Below are 14,963 nucleotides of genomic sequence, written 5' to 3' on the forward strand. Positions count from 1 at the left end.
ACGGGCCGGCGTCGGTTATTTCCGTCTTTCTTGTAGGCGTCTTGTAGGTTTAGTGCACCAGCATGCCGGTGAACCAGTAGGCCTGAGCCAGGGTGATCAAACCGACAATCGTTGCAAAGAATAGGCTGTGCTTGAGGGTGAAGCGGAACAGATCCGATTCCTTGCCGACCAGACCGGTCGCGGCGCAGGCCACGGCGATCGATTGCGGCGAGATCATCTTGCCGGTCACGCCGCCACTGGTATTGGCCGCCACCAGCAAGGTGTCATTGACGCCGATCTGGTGGGCGGTGGTCGCTTGCAACGAACTGAACAGCGCGTTCGACGACGTATCTGAACCGGTGAGGAACACGCCCAGCCAACCGAGGAACGGCGAGAAGAACGGGAACGCGGCGCCAGTACCCGCCAGCACCAGGGCCATGGTCGACGACATGCCGGAGTAGTTGGTGACAAAGGCGAACGCCAGCACCATGCCGATCGACAGGATTGGCCAGCGCAGTTCGTAGAAGGTCTCTTTCAAAGTGGTCAGACCAGTTTTGAAATTGATCTTCAGTACCAGCATCGAAATCAGCGCGGAGAAGAAAATCGCCGTTCCGGTGGCGGAAATCGGGTCAAGTTTGAACGCCGCTGGAATGGCAGTCGGATTGGCCACGATCGGCGCAGTCTTGATCACCAGTTGATCAAGGTGCGGAATCGCGAAGTTGAACACCCAGCTGTACATCGAGCCGCCGGCAGCGAACATCGCTTTGAAAGGCTTCAGCGTCCAGATCGTCACCAGCACAGTGAGGATCAGGAACGGCGACCACGCCTTGAAAATTTCCCCGAGGCTGTAGGGCGAAGCCACGGTGGTGCGCTTCTGGCCGAAACCGCCGACGCTGGCGCTGACCACCGAAGCGGACACGGCGCCAACGATGTGCTGGCCGGCGGCGCGACGTGGTTGCCAGACCTTGAGGAACAGGGTCAGGGAAATCAGGCTGGCCAGTGCCGAGGTGATGTCCGGCAGTTCCGGGCCGATGAAGTTGGAAGTGAAGTATTGGGTGATGGCGAAACTCAAACCCGCCACCAGCGCGGCTGGCCAGGTTTCGCGCACACCGCGCAGGCCGTCCATCATGAACACCAGCCAGAACGGCACGAACAGCGACAGCAGTGGCAACTGGCGACCGGTCATGGCGCCGATCTTGAAGGCGTCGATGCCAGTGACCTGGCCCGCCACGATGATCGGAATCCCCAGCGCGCCGAACGCTACCGGCGCAGTGTTGGCAATCAGGCACAAGCCGGCGGCGTACAGCGGGTTGAAGCCCAGTCCTACAAGGAGTGCGGCAGTAATCGCGACCGGCGCGCCGAAACCGGCGGCACCTTCCAGAAATGCGCCGAAGCAGAAACCGATCAGCAACACCTGCAAGCGCTGGTCATCGGTGATTGACAGGACCGAGCTGCGGATGACCTCGAACTGACCGCTTTTCACCGTCAGTTTGTAGAGGAACACCGCTGCGACAATGATCCAGGCAATCGGCCACAGGCCATAAGCGAAACCGTAACCAGCGGCGGCGAAGGCCATGTCCACTGGCATCTGGAAGGCGAAAATCGCCACGGCAATCGAAAGCGCGAGGGTGATGCTGCCGGCCACATGGCCTTTGAGGCGGAACACCGCCAGGGCGAGAAAGAAGAACACGATGGGAATGACGGCCGCGAGAGCGGAGACGCCAAGACTGCCGAGCGGGCTGTAGAGCTGTTGCCAGGTTTGCATAGTGGGGTGGCCCCTAATTGTTGTTGGTCAGGCACTGTGAGCGATCTTGGATAATTGGTAAGACCAATTTACAAGCGCTGTTGGCTAGGGTAAAAGCCTTGGTGGCGGTGTGTCAATTTGCCGCTCTGAAACTTTCGTCGAAGATGCGGTGCAGAGCGCAACTGATCCGCTTTGGCGAAGTGGTGTCTGGCAGGTGTCGGCGGCGCGCGGATAGGCCAGAATAGACACCCCGGCGAGCGGTCGGGATCGTGGAGAAATGAGTTATGGGCTTTGATCAGATACGTCAGCGCCGTTTGTCTGACGATATTGTCGAGCGCCTCGAGGGGATGATCCTTGAGGGCACGCTGAAGTCGGGCGAGCGGCTGCCGGCCGAGCGCACGCTGGCCGAACAATTTGGCGTATCACGCCCGTCATTGCGCGAGGCGATTCAGAAACTGGCGGCCAAAGGCTTGCTGGTCAGTCGCCAGGGCGGCGGCAATTATGTGGTGGAAGGCCTGGGCTCGACGTTCAGCGATCCGCTGCTGCAATTGCTTGAAAGCAATCCCGAAGCGCAACGTGATTTGCTTGAGTTTAGGCACACTCTGGAGGCATCGTGCGCCTACTACGCCGCATTGCGCGCCACCGATGTTGATCGCGAGCGCCTGACCGCTGCGTTCGAAGAGCTGCAGGATTGCTACTCGCGTCACGAAGAAGTCAGCCGGGCGGAAGAGGGCGCGGCGGATGCGAAGTTTCACCTGGCGATTGCCGAAGCCAGCCATAACGCGGTGTTGCTGCATACGATTCGCGGCTTGTTCGATCTGCTCAAGCGCAACGTCGTGACCAACATCGGCGGCATGTACAAACAGCGCACGGAAACCCGCGACATGCTGATCTCGCAGCATCGGGAATTGTATCTGGCGATTATCGAAGGGCGTGCCGAGCAGGCGCGGGAAGTGTCCAGCCGCCATATTCTGTATGTGCAGGAAGTGCTGGAAGAGGTACGTCAGGAGGTGCAGCGCATGGCTCGGGCGGAGCGGCGCAAGGGGATGTAGTCAGTTAGTTCTGCAAACGATCGTTCCCACGCTCTGCGTGGGAATACAGCAACGGACGCTCTGCGTCCGCATTGTGACGCGGAGCATCACGGGATGCATTCCCACGCAGAGCGTGGGAACGATCAGGGTGGAAAACTAATCTTCCTTGCCCTTGTTGCGCACCGCACGCTGCAATTCACGCCCGGCATCGCGCTCGCGCTCGGTGTCGCGCTTGTCGTATTCCTTCTTGCCCTTGCCCAGAGCGATTTCGCACTTGACCATGTGCTTGCTCCAGTACCAGGACAGGCAGACGCAGGCGTAACCCTTTTGCTGCACGGCGGCGGCAAGCTTGTCCAGCTCGCGGCGGTTGAGCAGCAGTTTGCGTGTGCGCACCGGGTCGGCGATGACGTGGGTGCTTGCGGTCATCAACGGCGTGATGTGGCTGCCGAGCAACCATGCTTCGCCGTCCTTGAGCAGCACGTAGCTGTCGACCAGCTGCAGCTTGCTCGCCCGCAGACTTTTTACTTCCCAGCCGGCCAGGACCAGACCAGCCTCGAACTTGTGCTCGATGAAGTAATCGTGTCGCGCCTTTTTGTTCTGCGCGATGGTCCCTGTTGGGTGTTTCTTCTGTTTAGCCATAGGGGCGGCATTATATGGAGTTGTTCGGCTGTCGGCTACGGTGTTGCTGCGTGCTTGAGCAGGTTGAGTGAATCCCGGACAATGCGGCCTCTTTTTCTAACGCTTGGGCGTGATAAACGATGTCGACAGACAAGGTTTCTGTCCACGGCAGTTGGGCTAGCCGCTGGGTATTCATACTCGCCGCGACCGGTTCGGCCGTGGGACTGGGTAGTATCTGGAAGTTCCCCTACATGGTCGGGGTCTACGGCGGCGGTGCCTTTGTGCTGATGTTCCTGGCGTGCATCGCGCTTATCGGTGTCCCGGTCATGCTCGCGGAAACCCTGATCGGCCGGCGCGCCCGGCAAAGTCCGGCGAATGCCCTGAAGGTGTTGGCACTGGAAGCCGGGCACTCGGCGAAATGGTCGTGGGGCGCGTTTGCCGGGATGATCACGGCCCTGCTGATTCTTTCTTTCTACAGTGTGGTCGGCGGCTGGTCGCTGGATTACATCGTCGACATGGGCCGTGGCGATTTCCAGGGCGCGACGGCCGATCAGGTCGGCGCCTATTTCGGCAATGTCATCTCCAATCCATGGCGCCTGACACTTTGGCACACGATTTTCATGCTGCTGTCGGCCTTCGTGATCGCCAAAGGCGTGGTCGCCGGGCTTGAACGCAGCCTGCGAATCATGATGCCGCTGCTGTTCGTGATGATTCTGGTGCTGCTGGGCTACAGCATGACCACCGGGCATTTCATGGAAGGCGTGCATTTCATGTTCGACTTCCACCCGGAAAAAGTCCTCGACGGCCTGCTGCCGGCGATGGGGCACGCGTTCTTCTCGCTGAGCGTCGGCGTCGGCTCCATCATGATCTACGGCGCCTACATGCCGAAGAACACCTCGCTGTCGGGCACGGTGGTCGGTGTTGCGCTGTTGGATACTTTCGTATCGCTGGTGGCCGGTCTGGCATTGTTTCCAATTGTATTTGCTGCTGGTCTGAATCCAAGCGAAGGCCCGGGGCTGATGTTCGTCAGCCTGCCGTTTGCTTTTGGTAACGTTTTTTTCGGCCAGTTGATGGGCGTGGTGTTCTTTGTGCTGGTCGCGGTGGCTGCCTGGAGTTCAGCTATTTCGCTACTCGAACCGATGGTGGCTTACCTGGTTGAACGCACTAAAATCAGCCGCATCTGGGTGACGTTCTGGCTTGCGTTCACCTGCTGGTTCGTTGGTCTGGGCACGGTGTTTTCTTTCAATATCTGGAAGGAAGCCAAGTTTTTCGTGAACGAAGGCGGGGCGTTCAGCCTCTATCAATGGGGTGCGCAGAGCGGTCTCGACTTCTTCGGCGTGATCGATTTCTTCACCTCGCGGATCATGTTGCCCCTTGGTGGCTTGTGTTTCGTGCTGTTCGCGGGATGGGTAATGGGGCGTGAAGCGGTGCGGGATGAATTGTCCATCCGTAACCCGGTTCTATTTGCCCTGTCCCTGTTCTTGATGCGCTACGTGGCGCCTATCGGCATTCTTGTAGTCTTTGCCGCTCAGCTCTGGAAGTAACGCTTACATGACGACACATATCCAACGATCCGCGCTCCTGCCGTACCCGGCGCAGTTTCTCTACGACCTGGTCAACGACGTCGCGCGTTACCCGGAGTTTCTGCCGTGGTGCTCGGAGGCTGAAGTGCTGGAAAGCTCCCCAGAACACATGCGTGCCAGTGTCGGCGTAGCGAAGGGCGGCCTCAGTCAGCATTTCGTCACGCGCAATACGCTGGTGCCGGGGCAGTCGATCGAGATGAATCTCGAAGAAGGCCCGTTCACTCAGTTGCACGGCATCTGGGTATTCAAGGCGCTGAACGAAAAGGCCTGCAAGATCAGTCTGGATCTGTCGTTCGATTATGCCGGGCCGTTGGTGCGCGCTACGTTGGGCCCGCTGTTCAATCAGGCGGCTAACCAGCTGGTGGATGCTTTCTGCCAGCGCGCCAAGCAGATGCATGGTTAAGCCGGTGATCGAGATAGAAGTCGTGTACGCGGCGGTTGATCGCCAGGTTCTGCGTGCGATCAGCGTCGCTGAAGGCGTCAGCGTTCGGGCGGCGGTGCACGAATCGGGCATCGCGGCAGAGTTTCCTGAGTTGAATCTGGCGCAGTGCCCGCTGGGGATTTTTGGCAAGGTCGTGGCTGACGCGGATTCTCGCCCTGTTCAGGCGGGCGACCGGATCGAAATATATCGACCGCTGCTGGCTGATCCCAAAGAAGTTCGACGTTTGCGCGCGGCCAAGGCTGCTGAGGCCAAAGCACGCAATTCTTGAGCAGACCAAACGGCAGGCAATAAAAAACCCGGAATGTCCGGGTTTTTTATTGCCTCGCCTATTACTGCGGCGAGGTGTCCAGCGGCTCTGGTGTCGGAACCGGTACGGTTTCCACACCATCGACGTCCTTCTGGATCTGATCCAGCAAGGAGCCTGGTTTGGCTGGTTTTTCAGCTTCTGGCTTGTCGGCGTTTTCAGCAGGCGCGGTCACGGTAGTACCGCTGTCCTTGCCGAGAATGGCTTCATCACGGCTCACGCCGGGCATGAAGTCACCGGATAGGCTGACGAGCTGGTCGTTGGAGTTGAAGATAACGCTGATTCGTTCCTGCTGGCGTTCACCGCCACCCGGTTGCAGGCTGTACAGATAATCCCAGCGATCGGCATGGAACGTGTCGGCAAGCAGAGGGTTGCCCATGATAAACCGTACTTGCGGCCGGGTCATTCCCGGGCGTAACTGGTCTATCATGTCCTGCGTGACGACATTGCCCTGCTGGATGTCGATTTTGTAAACCCCGGGGAATGAACAACCGGCGAGTGCGAGCAGTCCCACAAAGGTGAAACTGGTTAGCAAGAGCTTGGTGTTTTGCATCGGTGGGCGACTTCCACTATCTTGGCTGGGACAACGTAAACGCCGATCATACCCGCATTAAGAGAAGCTGCGAAGCAGCATCGCGAGAAAGCTGACCATGGTTGAAAATAGCGAACTACGCAAAGCCGGCCTCAAAGTGACCCTGCCACGGGTCAAGATCCTGCAAATGCTCGACTCTACCGAGCAGCGTCACATGAGTGCCGAGGACGTCTACAAGGCGTTGATGGAAGCTGGTGAGGACGTCGGTCTGGCCACGGTTTACCGTGTACTGACTCAGTTCGAAGCGGCCGGCCTCGTGGTCCGCCACAACTTCGACGGCGGCCACGCGGTCTTCGAACTGGCTGACGGTGGCCACCACGACCATATGGTCAACGTGGAATCGGGTGAAGTGATCGAATTCTTCGACGAAGAAATCGAAAAACTTCAGAAATCGATCGTCGAGAAGCATGGCTTCGAAATGGTTGATCACAACCTGGTGCTGTACGTGCGCAAGAAAAAGTAAGCATGTCGCGCGAATTTCACATTCGCGAAACGAACGAAGGCGACCCAAGGGTCGCCTTCGTGCTTTCTACTATTTGTTACGCCTTGGCGGTCACCACCATTTTTTTCGCGTGAGCCAGGGATTCCTTGGTCAGATCGATGCCGCCGAGCATGCGCGCGACTTCTTCGATGCGCTCGTTCTTTGTGAGCTTGGCGACGGCGGTGTGAGTCGCCTTCTCGTCGCGGACCTTGTGCACGAACAGATGCTGATGACCTTGCGCTGCCACTTGCGGCAAGTGCGTCACGGTCAAGACCTGGCCGCGATCACCGAGACGGCGCAGTAACTGGCCGACAATCTCGGCAGTCGGGCCGCCGATACCCACATCCACTTCGTCGAACACCAGCGTCGGCACGCGGGAGGTCTGGGCGGTAATGACCTGAATCGCCAGACTGATCCGCGACAGCTCACCGCCGGAGGCGACTTTTGCCAGCGCTTTGAGCGGTTGGCCCGGGTTGGCGCTGACCAGCAGTTCGACCTGTTCCAGACCATTCGGCAGCAACTCGTCGCTGCTGTTGGCTTTCAGTTCGATGGTGAATCGGCCGCCAGGCATGCCCAGGCGCTGGATTTCCTGCTCCACCGCACTGGCGAGGCTGCCGGCCGCCTGATGACGAAGGTCGCTCAGCTCGCACGCTTTCTCTTGATAGTGGCGGGCGTAGGCCGCCAATTCTTCACCCAGGCGCTCGATGGATTCATCGTTGGCGTTGAGGGTTTCGATTTCATCGAGCAGCTTCTGCTGCATCTCGCCGACTTCGGTCGGTTGAATCCGGTGTTTGCGCGCCAGTGTGTAGATCGCATCGAGACGTTCTTCGAGGTATTGCAGGCGAGCCGGGTCGGCATCGAAGTTGTCGAGGAAGCGGTTGAGCTCGCCGACTGCTTCTTCTACCTGAATCTGTGCACTGGTCAGCAAACTGCTGGCTTCACCCAGCGCACCCACCGAGCTGTTCACACTGGACAGACGATTGAGGCTGGCGGTCAGCGCATTCAGGACATTGCCGGAATCGCTTTCGCTGCACTGCTCGACCACTTGCCGACAAATGCCCAGCAGGGTTTCGGCGTTGGTCAGGTTCTTGTGTTCCTGCTCCAGCTGTTCCAGTTCGTTTTCGCCGAGACCGAGGTTTTCCAGTTCTTCGAGCTGATAGCTGAGCAGTTGATGACGTGCGCGCTGTTCGTCGCCGGAGTTGGAAAGGCGCTCCAGTTCCTGGCGAGTCTGGCGCCAGCGCTGTGCGGCCAGTTGCACCTGACGCGCCAGATCGGTCGCGCCGGCGTATTCGTCGAGCAGGCGGCGATGGGTGTCGGTTTTCAGCAGCGATTGATGTTCGTGTTGGCTGTGGATATCGATCAGCAGCTCGCCGAGGGCTTTGAGGTCGCCAAGCGGGCAGGGCGTGCCGTTGATATAACCGCGCGAACGACCTTCCGAGGTGATGACCCGGCGCAGGATGCACGGCCCGTCGTTTTCCAGATCGCGCTCGGCAAGCCAGGCGCTGGCTTCGGGGATATCAGCAAGATCGAAGGTGGCAAGAATGTCGGCTTTATCAGCGCCCGGGCGAACCACGCCGCTGTCGGCGCGATCACCCAGGGTGAGGCCCAGGGCATCGAGCATGATCGACTTGCCGGCGCCGGTTTCCCCTGTGATCACGCTCATCCCGCGATCAAGTTCGAGATCGAGATGTTCAACGATGGCGTAGTTATGTACGGACAGGTGCACCAGCATAAAGGCAGCTCCCAGGCTTGAGGTCTGGTTATTTATACAGTGTTTTGTTCAGGCCTGACAATGCCCGCCCTTAGCTCGATTTGCTTGATCGAAAAGTTTTCTTAGCGCATTCAAGAATGAGTATTCAGCACTTTTTTGTAGGGACAATGGTTTTCAGCCCTTGAAGCCTGATTTTGCGGCCCCATATATCGGGGCAGAAGCGCGAGTCAGGCTCGCGGACGAAATTGAAAGGAGAATTCTATGGCTGACGAACAGACAGTAGATACGCAAAACCCAGAAGCCAATCAGGCGCCCGAAGGTTCGGGTGACGACCTGGCGACCCGTGTGCAAGTGCTCGAAGAGCAATTGGCCGCCGCGCAGGATCAGTCTCTGCGTGTTGCTGCCGATCTGCAGAACGTTCGCCGCCGTGCCGAGCAGGACGTCGAGAAGGCGCACAAGTTTGCCCTTGAGAAATTTGCCAGCGACCTGTTGCCGATCGTCGACAGCCTGGAGCGCGGCCTTGAGCTGTCGAGCCCGGACGACGAAAGCATCCGCCCGATGCGCGAAGGTATCGAGCTGACCCTGAAAATGTTCCACGACACCCTCAAGCGCTACCAGCTTGAAGCGATCGATCCGCATGGCGAACCGTTCAACGCCGTTCACCATCAGGCGATGGCCATGCAGGAAAGTGCCGACGTCGAGCCGAACAGCGTGTTGAAGGTTTTCCAGAAGGGCTACCAGCTCAATGGTCGCCTGTTGCGCCCGGCGATGGTCGTGGTCAGCAAGGCGCCGGCACCGGTTTCGCCTTCGATTGACGAGCAGGCTTGAAATTAGCCGCAAGGCCCCCATTTAGAAGTCAAGCGTTTAAGTGCTACCGCAGTCAGCCACCACTGCTGCGGCAACAAAATCCAAAGTTTCGGGAGAGTGAACATGGGCAAAATTATCGGTATCGACCTGGGGACTACCAACTCCTGCGTCTCCGTGCTGGAAAACGGCAAAGCCAAAGTTATTGAAAACGCTGAAGGCGCGCGTACCACGCCGTCGATCATCGCTTACGCCAACGATGGCGAAATTCTGGTAGGTCAGTCGGCCAAGCGTCAGGCTGTAACCAACCCGCACAACACCCTGTACGCGGTAAAGCGTCTGATCGGTCGTCGTTTCGACGAAGAAGTTGTGCAGAAAGACATCCAGATGGTCCCTTACAAGATCGTCAAGGCTGACAACAACGACGCCTGGGTAGAAGTGAACGGCCAGAAAATGGCACCGCCACAAATCTCGGCTGAAATTCTGAAGAAGATGAAGAAGACCGCCGAAGACTACCTCGGCGAGGCAGTGACCGAAGCGGTGATCACCGTTCCAGCCTACTTCAACGACAGCCAGCGTCAGGCCACCAAAGACGCCGGCCGCATCGCTGGTCTGGACGTAAAACGTATCATCAACGAGCCAACCGCAGCTGCTCTGGCTTACGGTATGGACAAGGCCAAGGGCGATCACACCGTGATCGTTTATGACCTGGGTGGCGGTACCTTCGACGTATCCGTTATCGAAATCGCTGAAGTTGACGGCGAGCACCAGTTCGAAGTGTTGGCCACCAACGGTGACACCTTCCTCGGCGGTGAAGACTTCGACATTCGTCTGATCGACTACCTCGTTGACGAATTCAAGAAAGAAAGCGGCATGAACCTCAAAGGTGACCCGCTGGCGATGCAGCGCCTGAAAGAAGCCGCTGAGAAAGCCAAGATCGAGCTGTCGTCCGCTCAGTCGACCGACGTCAACCTGCCGTACATCACTGCAGACGCGACCGGTCCTAAGCACCTGAACGTGAAGATCTCGCGTGCCAAGCTCGAAGCACTGGTTGAAGACCTGGTTCAGCGCACCATCGAACCTTGCCGCATTGCCATGAAAGACGCCGGTATCGACGTCAGCGCGATCAACGACGTGATTCTGGTCGGTGGTCAGACTCGTATGCCGCTGGTACAGAAGCTGGTTACCGATTTCTTCGGTAAAGAAGCACGTAAAGACGTCAACCCGGACGAAGCTGTTGCCATGGGTGCTGCGATTCAGGGCGCTGTTCTGGCCGGTGACGTGAAAGACGTGCTGCTGCTCGACGTCAGCCCGCTGACCCTGGGTATCGAAACCATGGGTGGCGTGATGACCGCGCTGATCGAGAAAAACACCACGATTCCTACCAAGAAATCGCAAGTGTTCTCGACTGCCGACGACAACCAGGGTGCTGTGACCATTCACGTTCTGCAAGGTGAGCGCAAGCAAGCCGCACAGAACAAATCGCTGGGCAAGTTCGACCTGGCCGACATTCCACCAGCTCCACGTGGCGTGCCGCAGATCGAAGTGACCTTCGACATCGACGCCAACGGCATCCTGCACGTCGGCGCGAAAGACAAGGCTACCGGCAAGACCCAGTCGATCGTGATCAAGGCCAACTCCGGTCTGTCCGACGAAGAAATCGAGCGCATGGTGCGTGACGCCGAGGCGAATGCTGAGGAAGACCGCAAGTTCGAAGAGCTGGCCGCTGCCCGTAACCAGGGTGATGCGCTGGTGCACTCGACTCGCAAGATGGTCGCTGACGCGGGCGACAAGGTCACCGCCGAAGAGAAGACTGCAATCGAAGCTGCTGTGGTTGCGCTGGAAGCCGCCGTAAAAGGCGACGACAAGGCTGCCATCGAAGCCAAGGTTGAAGAGCTGTCGAAAGTCTCCGCTCCGGTTGCTCAGAAGATGTACGCCGAACAGGCTCAGCCAGCTGATGGCGCAGCCCCGCAAGGCGAATCGGCTGAGAAGGCTGACGACGTTGTCGACGCCGAGTTCGAAGAAGTCAAAGACCACAAGTAAGTTGTTGGTCGCCCGGTTGACTGCCTTGCGGCGGTGACTGGTAGGATGTCGCCGCGCGGGAGCTTGCCTCCCGCGTTGGCGTATCTGGAATACGTGAATTTTTACAGCATGCGACACCGTTCGGATGTTGGTGGTATGGCCGGGAATGCTCCTGCTTTTCGCGCCGCAGATACCGCATCAATCAAGACCAGGATCGTTGAATTGACGTGAGTTGGGTCCGGGCCTTAATGGGGGCTCAACGAGTTTGGCGAGGCTCAGGAGGGGTTTGCCGAACGTCCTTAAGAGTGCAAAGAACTTATGGCAAAGCGTGACTATTACGAAGTATTGGGTGTCGAGCGGGGCACGAGCGAAGCGGACCTGAAGAAGGCCTATCGCCGTCTGGCCATGAAGCACCACCCCGACCGTAATCCCGGCGACAAAGCTTCGGAAGAAGCATTCAAAGAGGCCAACGAGGCCTATGAAGTGTTGTCCGACGCCAGCAAGCGCGCGGCATACGATCAATACGGTCATGCCGGCGTCGATCCGAGCATGGGCGGCGGCGGTGCCGGCTTCGGTGGCCAGAACTTCTCGGACATCTTCGGCGATGTCTTCAGTGATTTCTTCGGTGGCGGTCGCGGCGGTGCCCGTGGCGGCGCTCAGCGTGGCAGCGATCTGCGCTACACCCTGGAGCTGAATCTGGAAGAAGCGGTGCGCGGTACGTCGGTGAATATCCGCGTTCCGACACTGGTCAACTGTAAGCCGTGCGATGGTTCCGGCGCCAAGAAAGGCTCGTCGCCGACGACGTGCCCGACCTGCGGCGGCATCGGTCAGGTGCGCATGCAGCAGGGCTTCTTCTCGGTGCAGCAGACCTGCCCGCGCTGCCATGGCCAGGGCAAGATCATTTCCGATCCGTGCGACGCCTGCCACGGCGACGGTCGTGTCGAAGAGTACAAAACCCTGTCGGTCAAAGTGCCTGCCGGTGTTGATACGGGCGACCGCATTCGTCTGTCCGGCGAAGGCGAGGCGGGTACCCAGGGCGGGCCGACTGGCGACCTGTACGTTGTGATCAACGTGCGCGAACACGACATCTTCCAGCGTGACGGCAAGCATCTGTTCTGCGAAGTGCCGATCAGCTTCGTCGACGCTGCACTGGGCGGTGAGTTGGAGATTCCAACCCTCGACGGTCGGGTCAAACTGAAAATTCCTGAAGGCACGCAGACCGGCAAGCAGTTCCGCGTACGCGGCAAAGGCGTTGCGCCAGTGCGTGGCGGCGGTGCCGGCGACCTGATGTGCCGTGTCGCTGTGGAAACGCCGGTCAACCTCAACCGTCGTCAGCGTGAACTGCTGGAAGAATTCCGCAGCTCCCTGGCCGACGACAACAGCCACTCGCCGAAAACCACCGGTTGGTTCGACGGTGTGAAGCGTTTCTTCGGCGATTTGTAAGGAGTCGGCATGCGACGTATTGCAGTGATGGGCGCCGCCGGGCGCATGGGCAAGACCCTGATTGAAGCGGTGCAGCAGACGCCGGGCGCCGGTCTGACGGCGGCGGTCGATCGTCCCGACAGCACGCTGGTTGGCGCGGATGCCGGTGAGCTGGCAGCGCTGGGCCGTATCGGCGTACCGCTGTCAGGTGATCTGGATCGTGTGGTTGAAGAGTTCGATGTGTTGATCGACTTCACTCACCCGACCGTGACTCTGAAGAACCTCGCGTTCTGCCGCAAACACGGCAAAGCGATGATCATCGGCACCACCGGTTTCAGTGTTGAAGAGAAGCAATTGCTGGCCGAGGCGGGCAAGGACATTCCGATCGTCTTCGCCGCCAACTTCAGCGTCGGCGTCAACCTCTGCCTGAAGTTGCTCGACACCGCTGCGCGCGTGCTGGGCGACGATGTCGATATCGAGATCATGGAAGCCCATCACCGCCACAAGGTCGATGCTCCGTCAGGTACGGCTGTGCGCATGGGTGAAGTGATTGCCGATGCCCTGGGGCGTGATCTGAAGAAGGTCGCGGTCTACGGTCGTGAAGGCCAGACCGGTGCGCGTGAGCGTGAAACCATTGGTTTCGCCACCGTGCGTGCTGGCGATATCGTTGGTGATCACACCGTGCTGTTCGCTGCCGATGGCGAGCGCGTCGAGATCACCCACAAGGCATCGAGCCGCATGACCTTCGCCAAGGGCGCGGTGCGTGCGGCGCTGTGGCTGGACGGTCGCGAGCCGGGCCTGTACGACATGCAAGACGTGCTCGACCTGCGTTGAGTCGTTGCTGAACCCGGCGCAAACGTCCCGTTTTGCGCCGGTTTTTACCGCTTGGCGACGACCTGTCGCATTCTCCGGCCTTTAAGGCTCTTTAGCGGTGGACCAAAAACGCCCTTTTCTGTAAGCTACAGCTTTAGTGTGTCCACTAAAAGCGCGCAGAATAATTTCAGTGAAGAAGCGGGGTGACGTGTCCATACGTCACTCCGCTTTTTTACAACCTGCGATTGCCCTTTCATGCGTTATTTACGGGAGGTCTTCTTGACTAAGCCAGCCATACTCGCCCTTGCTGATGGCAGCATTTTTCGCGGCGAAGCCATTGGAGCCGACGGTCAGACCGTTGGTGAGGTGGTGTTCAACACCGCAATGACCGGCTATCAGGAAATCCTTACCGATCCTTCCTACGCCCAACAGATCGTTACCCTGACTTACCCGCACATCGGTAACACCGGCACCACGCCGGAAGACGCCGAGTCCGACCGCGTCTGGTCCGCTGGCCTGGTCATCCGTGACCTGCCGCTGGTAGCGAGCAACTGGCGTAACACGATGTCCCTGTCCGATTACCTGAAAGCCAACAATGTTGTGGCAATCGCCGGTATCGACACCCGTCGCCTGACCCGCATCCTGCGTGAAAAAGGCGCTCAGAACGGCTGCATCATGGCCGGCGACAACATCTCCGAAGAAGCGGCCATCGCCGCTGCGCAAGGCTTCCCTGGCCTGAAGGGCATGGACCTGGCGAAAGTCGTCAGCACCAAGACCCAGTACGAATGGCGCTCGACTGTCTGGGATCTGAAAACCGACAGCCACGCGACCATCGAAGCTTCCGAGCTGCCATATCACGTGGTCGCTTACGACTACGGCGTCAAGGTCAACATCCTGCGCATGCTGGTCGAGCGCGGCTGCCGCGTCACCGTAGTGCCTGCGCAGACTCCAGCCGCCGATGTGCTGGCGCTGAAGCCGGACGGCGTGTTCCTGTCCAACGGTCCTGGTGACCCGGAGCCATGCGACTACGCGATCCAGGCGATCAAGGAAGTCCTGGAAACCGAGACGCCGGTATTCGGCATCTGCCTCGGCCACCAGTTGCTGGCTCTGGCCTCCGGCGCCAAGACCCTGAAAATGGGCCACGGCCACCACGGTGCCAACCACCCGGTGCAGGATCTGGACACCGGCGTGGTGATGATTACCAGCCAGAACCACGGTTTTGCGGTAGACGAAGCCACCCTGCCAGCCAACGTGCGCGCGATCCACAAATCGCTGTTCGACGGCACCCTGCAAGGCATCGAGCGCACCGACAAGAGCGCGTTCAGCTTCCAGGGTCACCCTGAAGCGAGCCCGGGCCCGAACGATGTTGCGCCACTGTTCGACCGCTTCATCAACGAGATGGCCAAGCGACGCTAAG

Annotated in this window: 14 protein-coding genes; 10 read left to right on the plus strand and 4 right to left on the minus strand. The window is 59.0% G+C overall.

From position 1 onward, the window contains the following. Positions 1 to 49: 49 nt before the first annotated feature. Complete coding sequence (locus V8J63_RS12635; protein WP_336464162.1) at positions 50 to 1,744, minus strand: lactate permease LctP family transporter; 1,695 nt, start codon at positions 1,742 to 1,744, stop codon at positions 50 to 52. A gap of 263 nt (positions 1,745 to 2,007) precedes the next feature. On the opposite strand from V8J63_RS12635, the gene V8J63_RS12640 reads away from it, so the two are divergent. Next, the gene (locus V8J63_RS12640) at positions 2,008 to 2,775 is read left to right on the plus strand and encodes an FCD domain-containing protein (protein WP_016771775.1); all 768 of its coding nucleotides are present in this window, start codon (positions 2,008 to 2,010) and stop codon (positions 2,773 to 2,775) included. Positions 2,776 to 2,910: 135 nt separating this feature from the next. On the opposite strand, the gene smpB is transcribed toward V8J63_RS12640, so the two are convergent. Continuing rightward, a complete protein-coding gene (gene smpB / locus V8J63_RS12645) occupies positions 2,911 to 3,393 on the minus strand; it encodes an SsrA-binding protein SmpB (protein ID WP_007953781.1) in 483 nt (160 codons plus the stop codon). Between the two features lie 119 nt (positions 3,394 to 3,512). Here smpB and V8J63_RS12650 point away from each other — a divergent pair, with 119 nt between their 5' ends. Genes V8J63_RS12650 through V8J63_RS12660 form a run of 3 tightly spaced genes read left to right on the plus strand, consistent with a single transcriptional unit; the run spans position 3,513 to position 5,665 of the window. Then, a complete protein-coding gene (locus V8J63_RS12650; RefSeq protein WP_016771774.1) occupies positions 3,513 to 4,916 on the plus strand; it encodes a sodium-dependent transporter in 1,404 nt (467 codons plus the stop codon). A 7-nt stretch (positions 4,917 to 4,923) separates the two neighbouring features. After that, on the plus strand, positions 4,924 to 5,358 hold the full coding sequence (locus V8J63_RS12655; protein ID WP_016771773.1) for a type II toxin-antitoxin system RatA family toxin: 435 nt from the start codon (positions 4,924 to 4,926) through the stop codon (positions 5,356 to 5,358). Next, positions 5,351 to 5,665, plus strand: coding sequence for an RnfH family protein (locus V8J63_RS12660; RefSeq protein ID WP_122880538.1), 315 nt, complete (start codon positions 5,351 to 5,353; stop codon positions 5,663 to 5,665). Before V8J63_RS12655 ends, V8J63_RS12660 begins: the two co-directional genes overlap by 8 nt. Before the next feature lie 61 nt (positions 5,666 to 5,726). Here the strand turns inward: V8J63_RS12660 and V8J63_RS12665 are convergent, their stop codons facing one another. After that, on the minus strand, positions 5,727 to 6,254 hold the full coding sequence (locus V8J63_RS12665; RefSeq protein WP_016771771.1) for an outer membrane protein assembly factor BamE: 528 nt from the start codon (positions 6,252 to 6,254) through the stop codon (positions 5,727 to 5,729). Between the two features lie 97 nt (positions 6,255 to 6,351). Here V8J63_RS12665 and fur point away from each other — a divergent pair, with 97 nt between their 5' ends. Next, positions 6,352 to 6,756, plus strand: coding sequence for a ferric iron uptake transcriptional regulator (gene fur, locus V8J63_RS12670; RefSeq protein ID WP_016771770.1), 405 nt, complete (start codon positions 6,352 to 6,354; stop codon positions 6,754 to 6,756). A 76-nt stretch (positions 6,757 to 6,832) separates the two neighbouring features. Here fur and recN read toward each other — a convergent pair whose 3' ends face one another. Next, positions 6,833 to 8,506 (minus strand): DNA repair protein RecN, encoded by a 1,674-nt coding sequence (gene recN, locus V8J63_RS12675; protein ID WP_130927363.1) that lies wholly within the window; start codon positions 8,504 to 8,506, stop codon positions 6,833 to 6,835. 240 nt (positions 8,507 to 8,746) lie between these two features. Between recN and grpE the strand changes: the two genes are divergently transcribed. From grpE to carA, 5 genes are all read left to right on the plus strand, one after another. Further along, on the plus strand, positions 8,747 to 9,313 hold the full coding sequence (gene grpE, locus V8J63_RS12680; protein WP_016771768.1) for a nucleotide exchange factor GrpE: 567 nt from the start codon (positions 8,747 to 8,749) through the stop codon (positions 9,311 to 9,313). A 102-nt stretch (positions 9,314 to 9,415) separates the two neighbouring features. Beyond that, on the plus strand, positions 9,416 to 11,332 hold the full coding sequence (dnaK, locus tag V8J63_RS12685; RefSeq protein ID WP_024011565.1) for a molecular chaperone DnaK: 1,917 nt from the start codon (positions 9,416 to 9,418) through the stop codon (positions 11,330 to 11,332). Between the two features lie 297 nt (positions 11,333 to 11,629). Then, complete coding sequence (dnaJ, locus tag V8J63_RS12690) at positions 11,630 to 12,754, plus strand: molecular chaperone DnaJ (RefSeq protein WP_130927364.1); 1,125 nt, start codon at positions 11,630 to 11,632, stop codon at positions 12,752 to 12,754. A gap of 9 nt (positions 12,755 to 12,763) precedes the next feature. Next, the gene (gene dapB, locus V8J63_RS12695) at positions 12,764 to 13,567 is read left to right on the plus strand and encodes a 4-hydroxy-tetrahydrodipicolinate reductase (protein WP_016771766.1); all 804 of its coding nucleotides are present in this window, start codon (positions 12,764 to 12,766) and stop codon (positions 13,565 to 13,567) included. 258 nt (positions 13,568 to 13,825) lie between these two features. Beyond that, on the plus strand, positions 13,826 to 14,962 hold the full coding sequence (gene carA, locus V8J63_RS12700; RefSeq protein WP_016771765.1) for a glutamine-hydrolyzing carbamoyl-phosphate synthase small subunit: 1,137 nt from the start codon (positions 13,826 to 13,828) through the stop codon (positions 14,960 to 14,962). The last annotated feature ends 1 nt before the right edge of the window (position 14,963 follow it).

Origin of the sequence: Pseudomonas sp. CCNWLW23, from assembly GCF_037095675.1 — a bacterium.
Taxonomy (GTDB): Bacteria; Pseudomonadota; Gammaproteobacteria; order Pseudomonadales; family Pseudomonadaceae; genus Aquipseudomonas; species Aquipseudomonas atacamensis.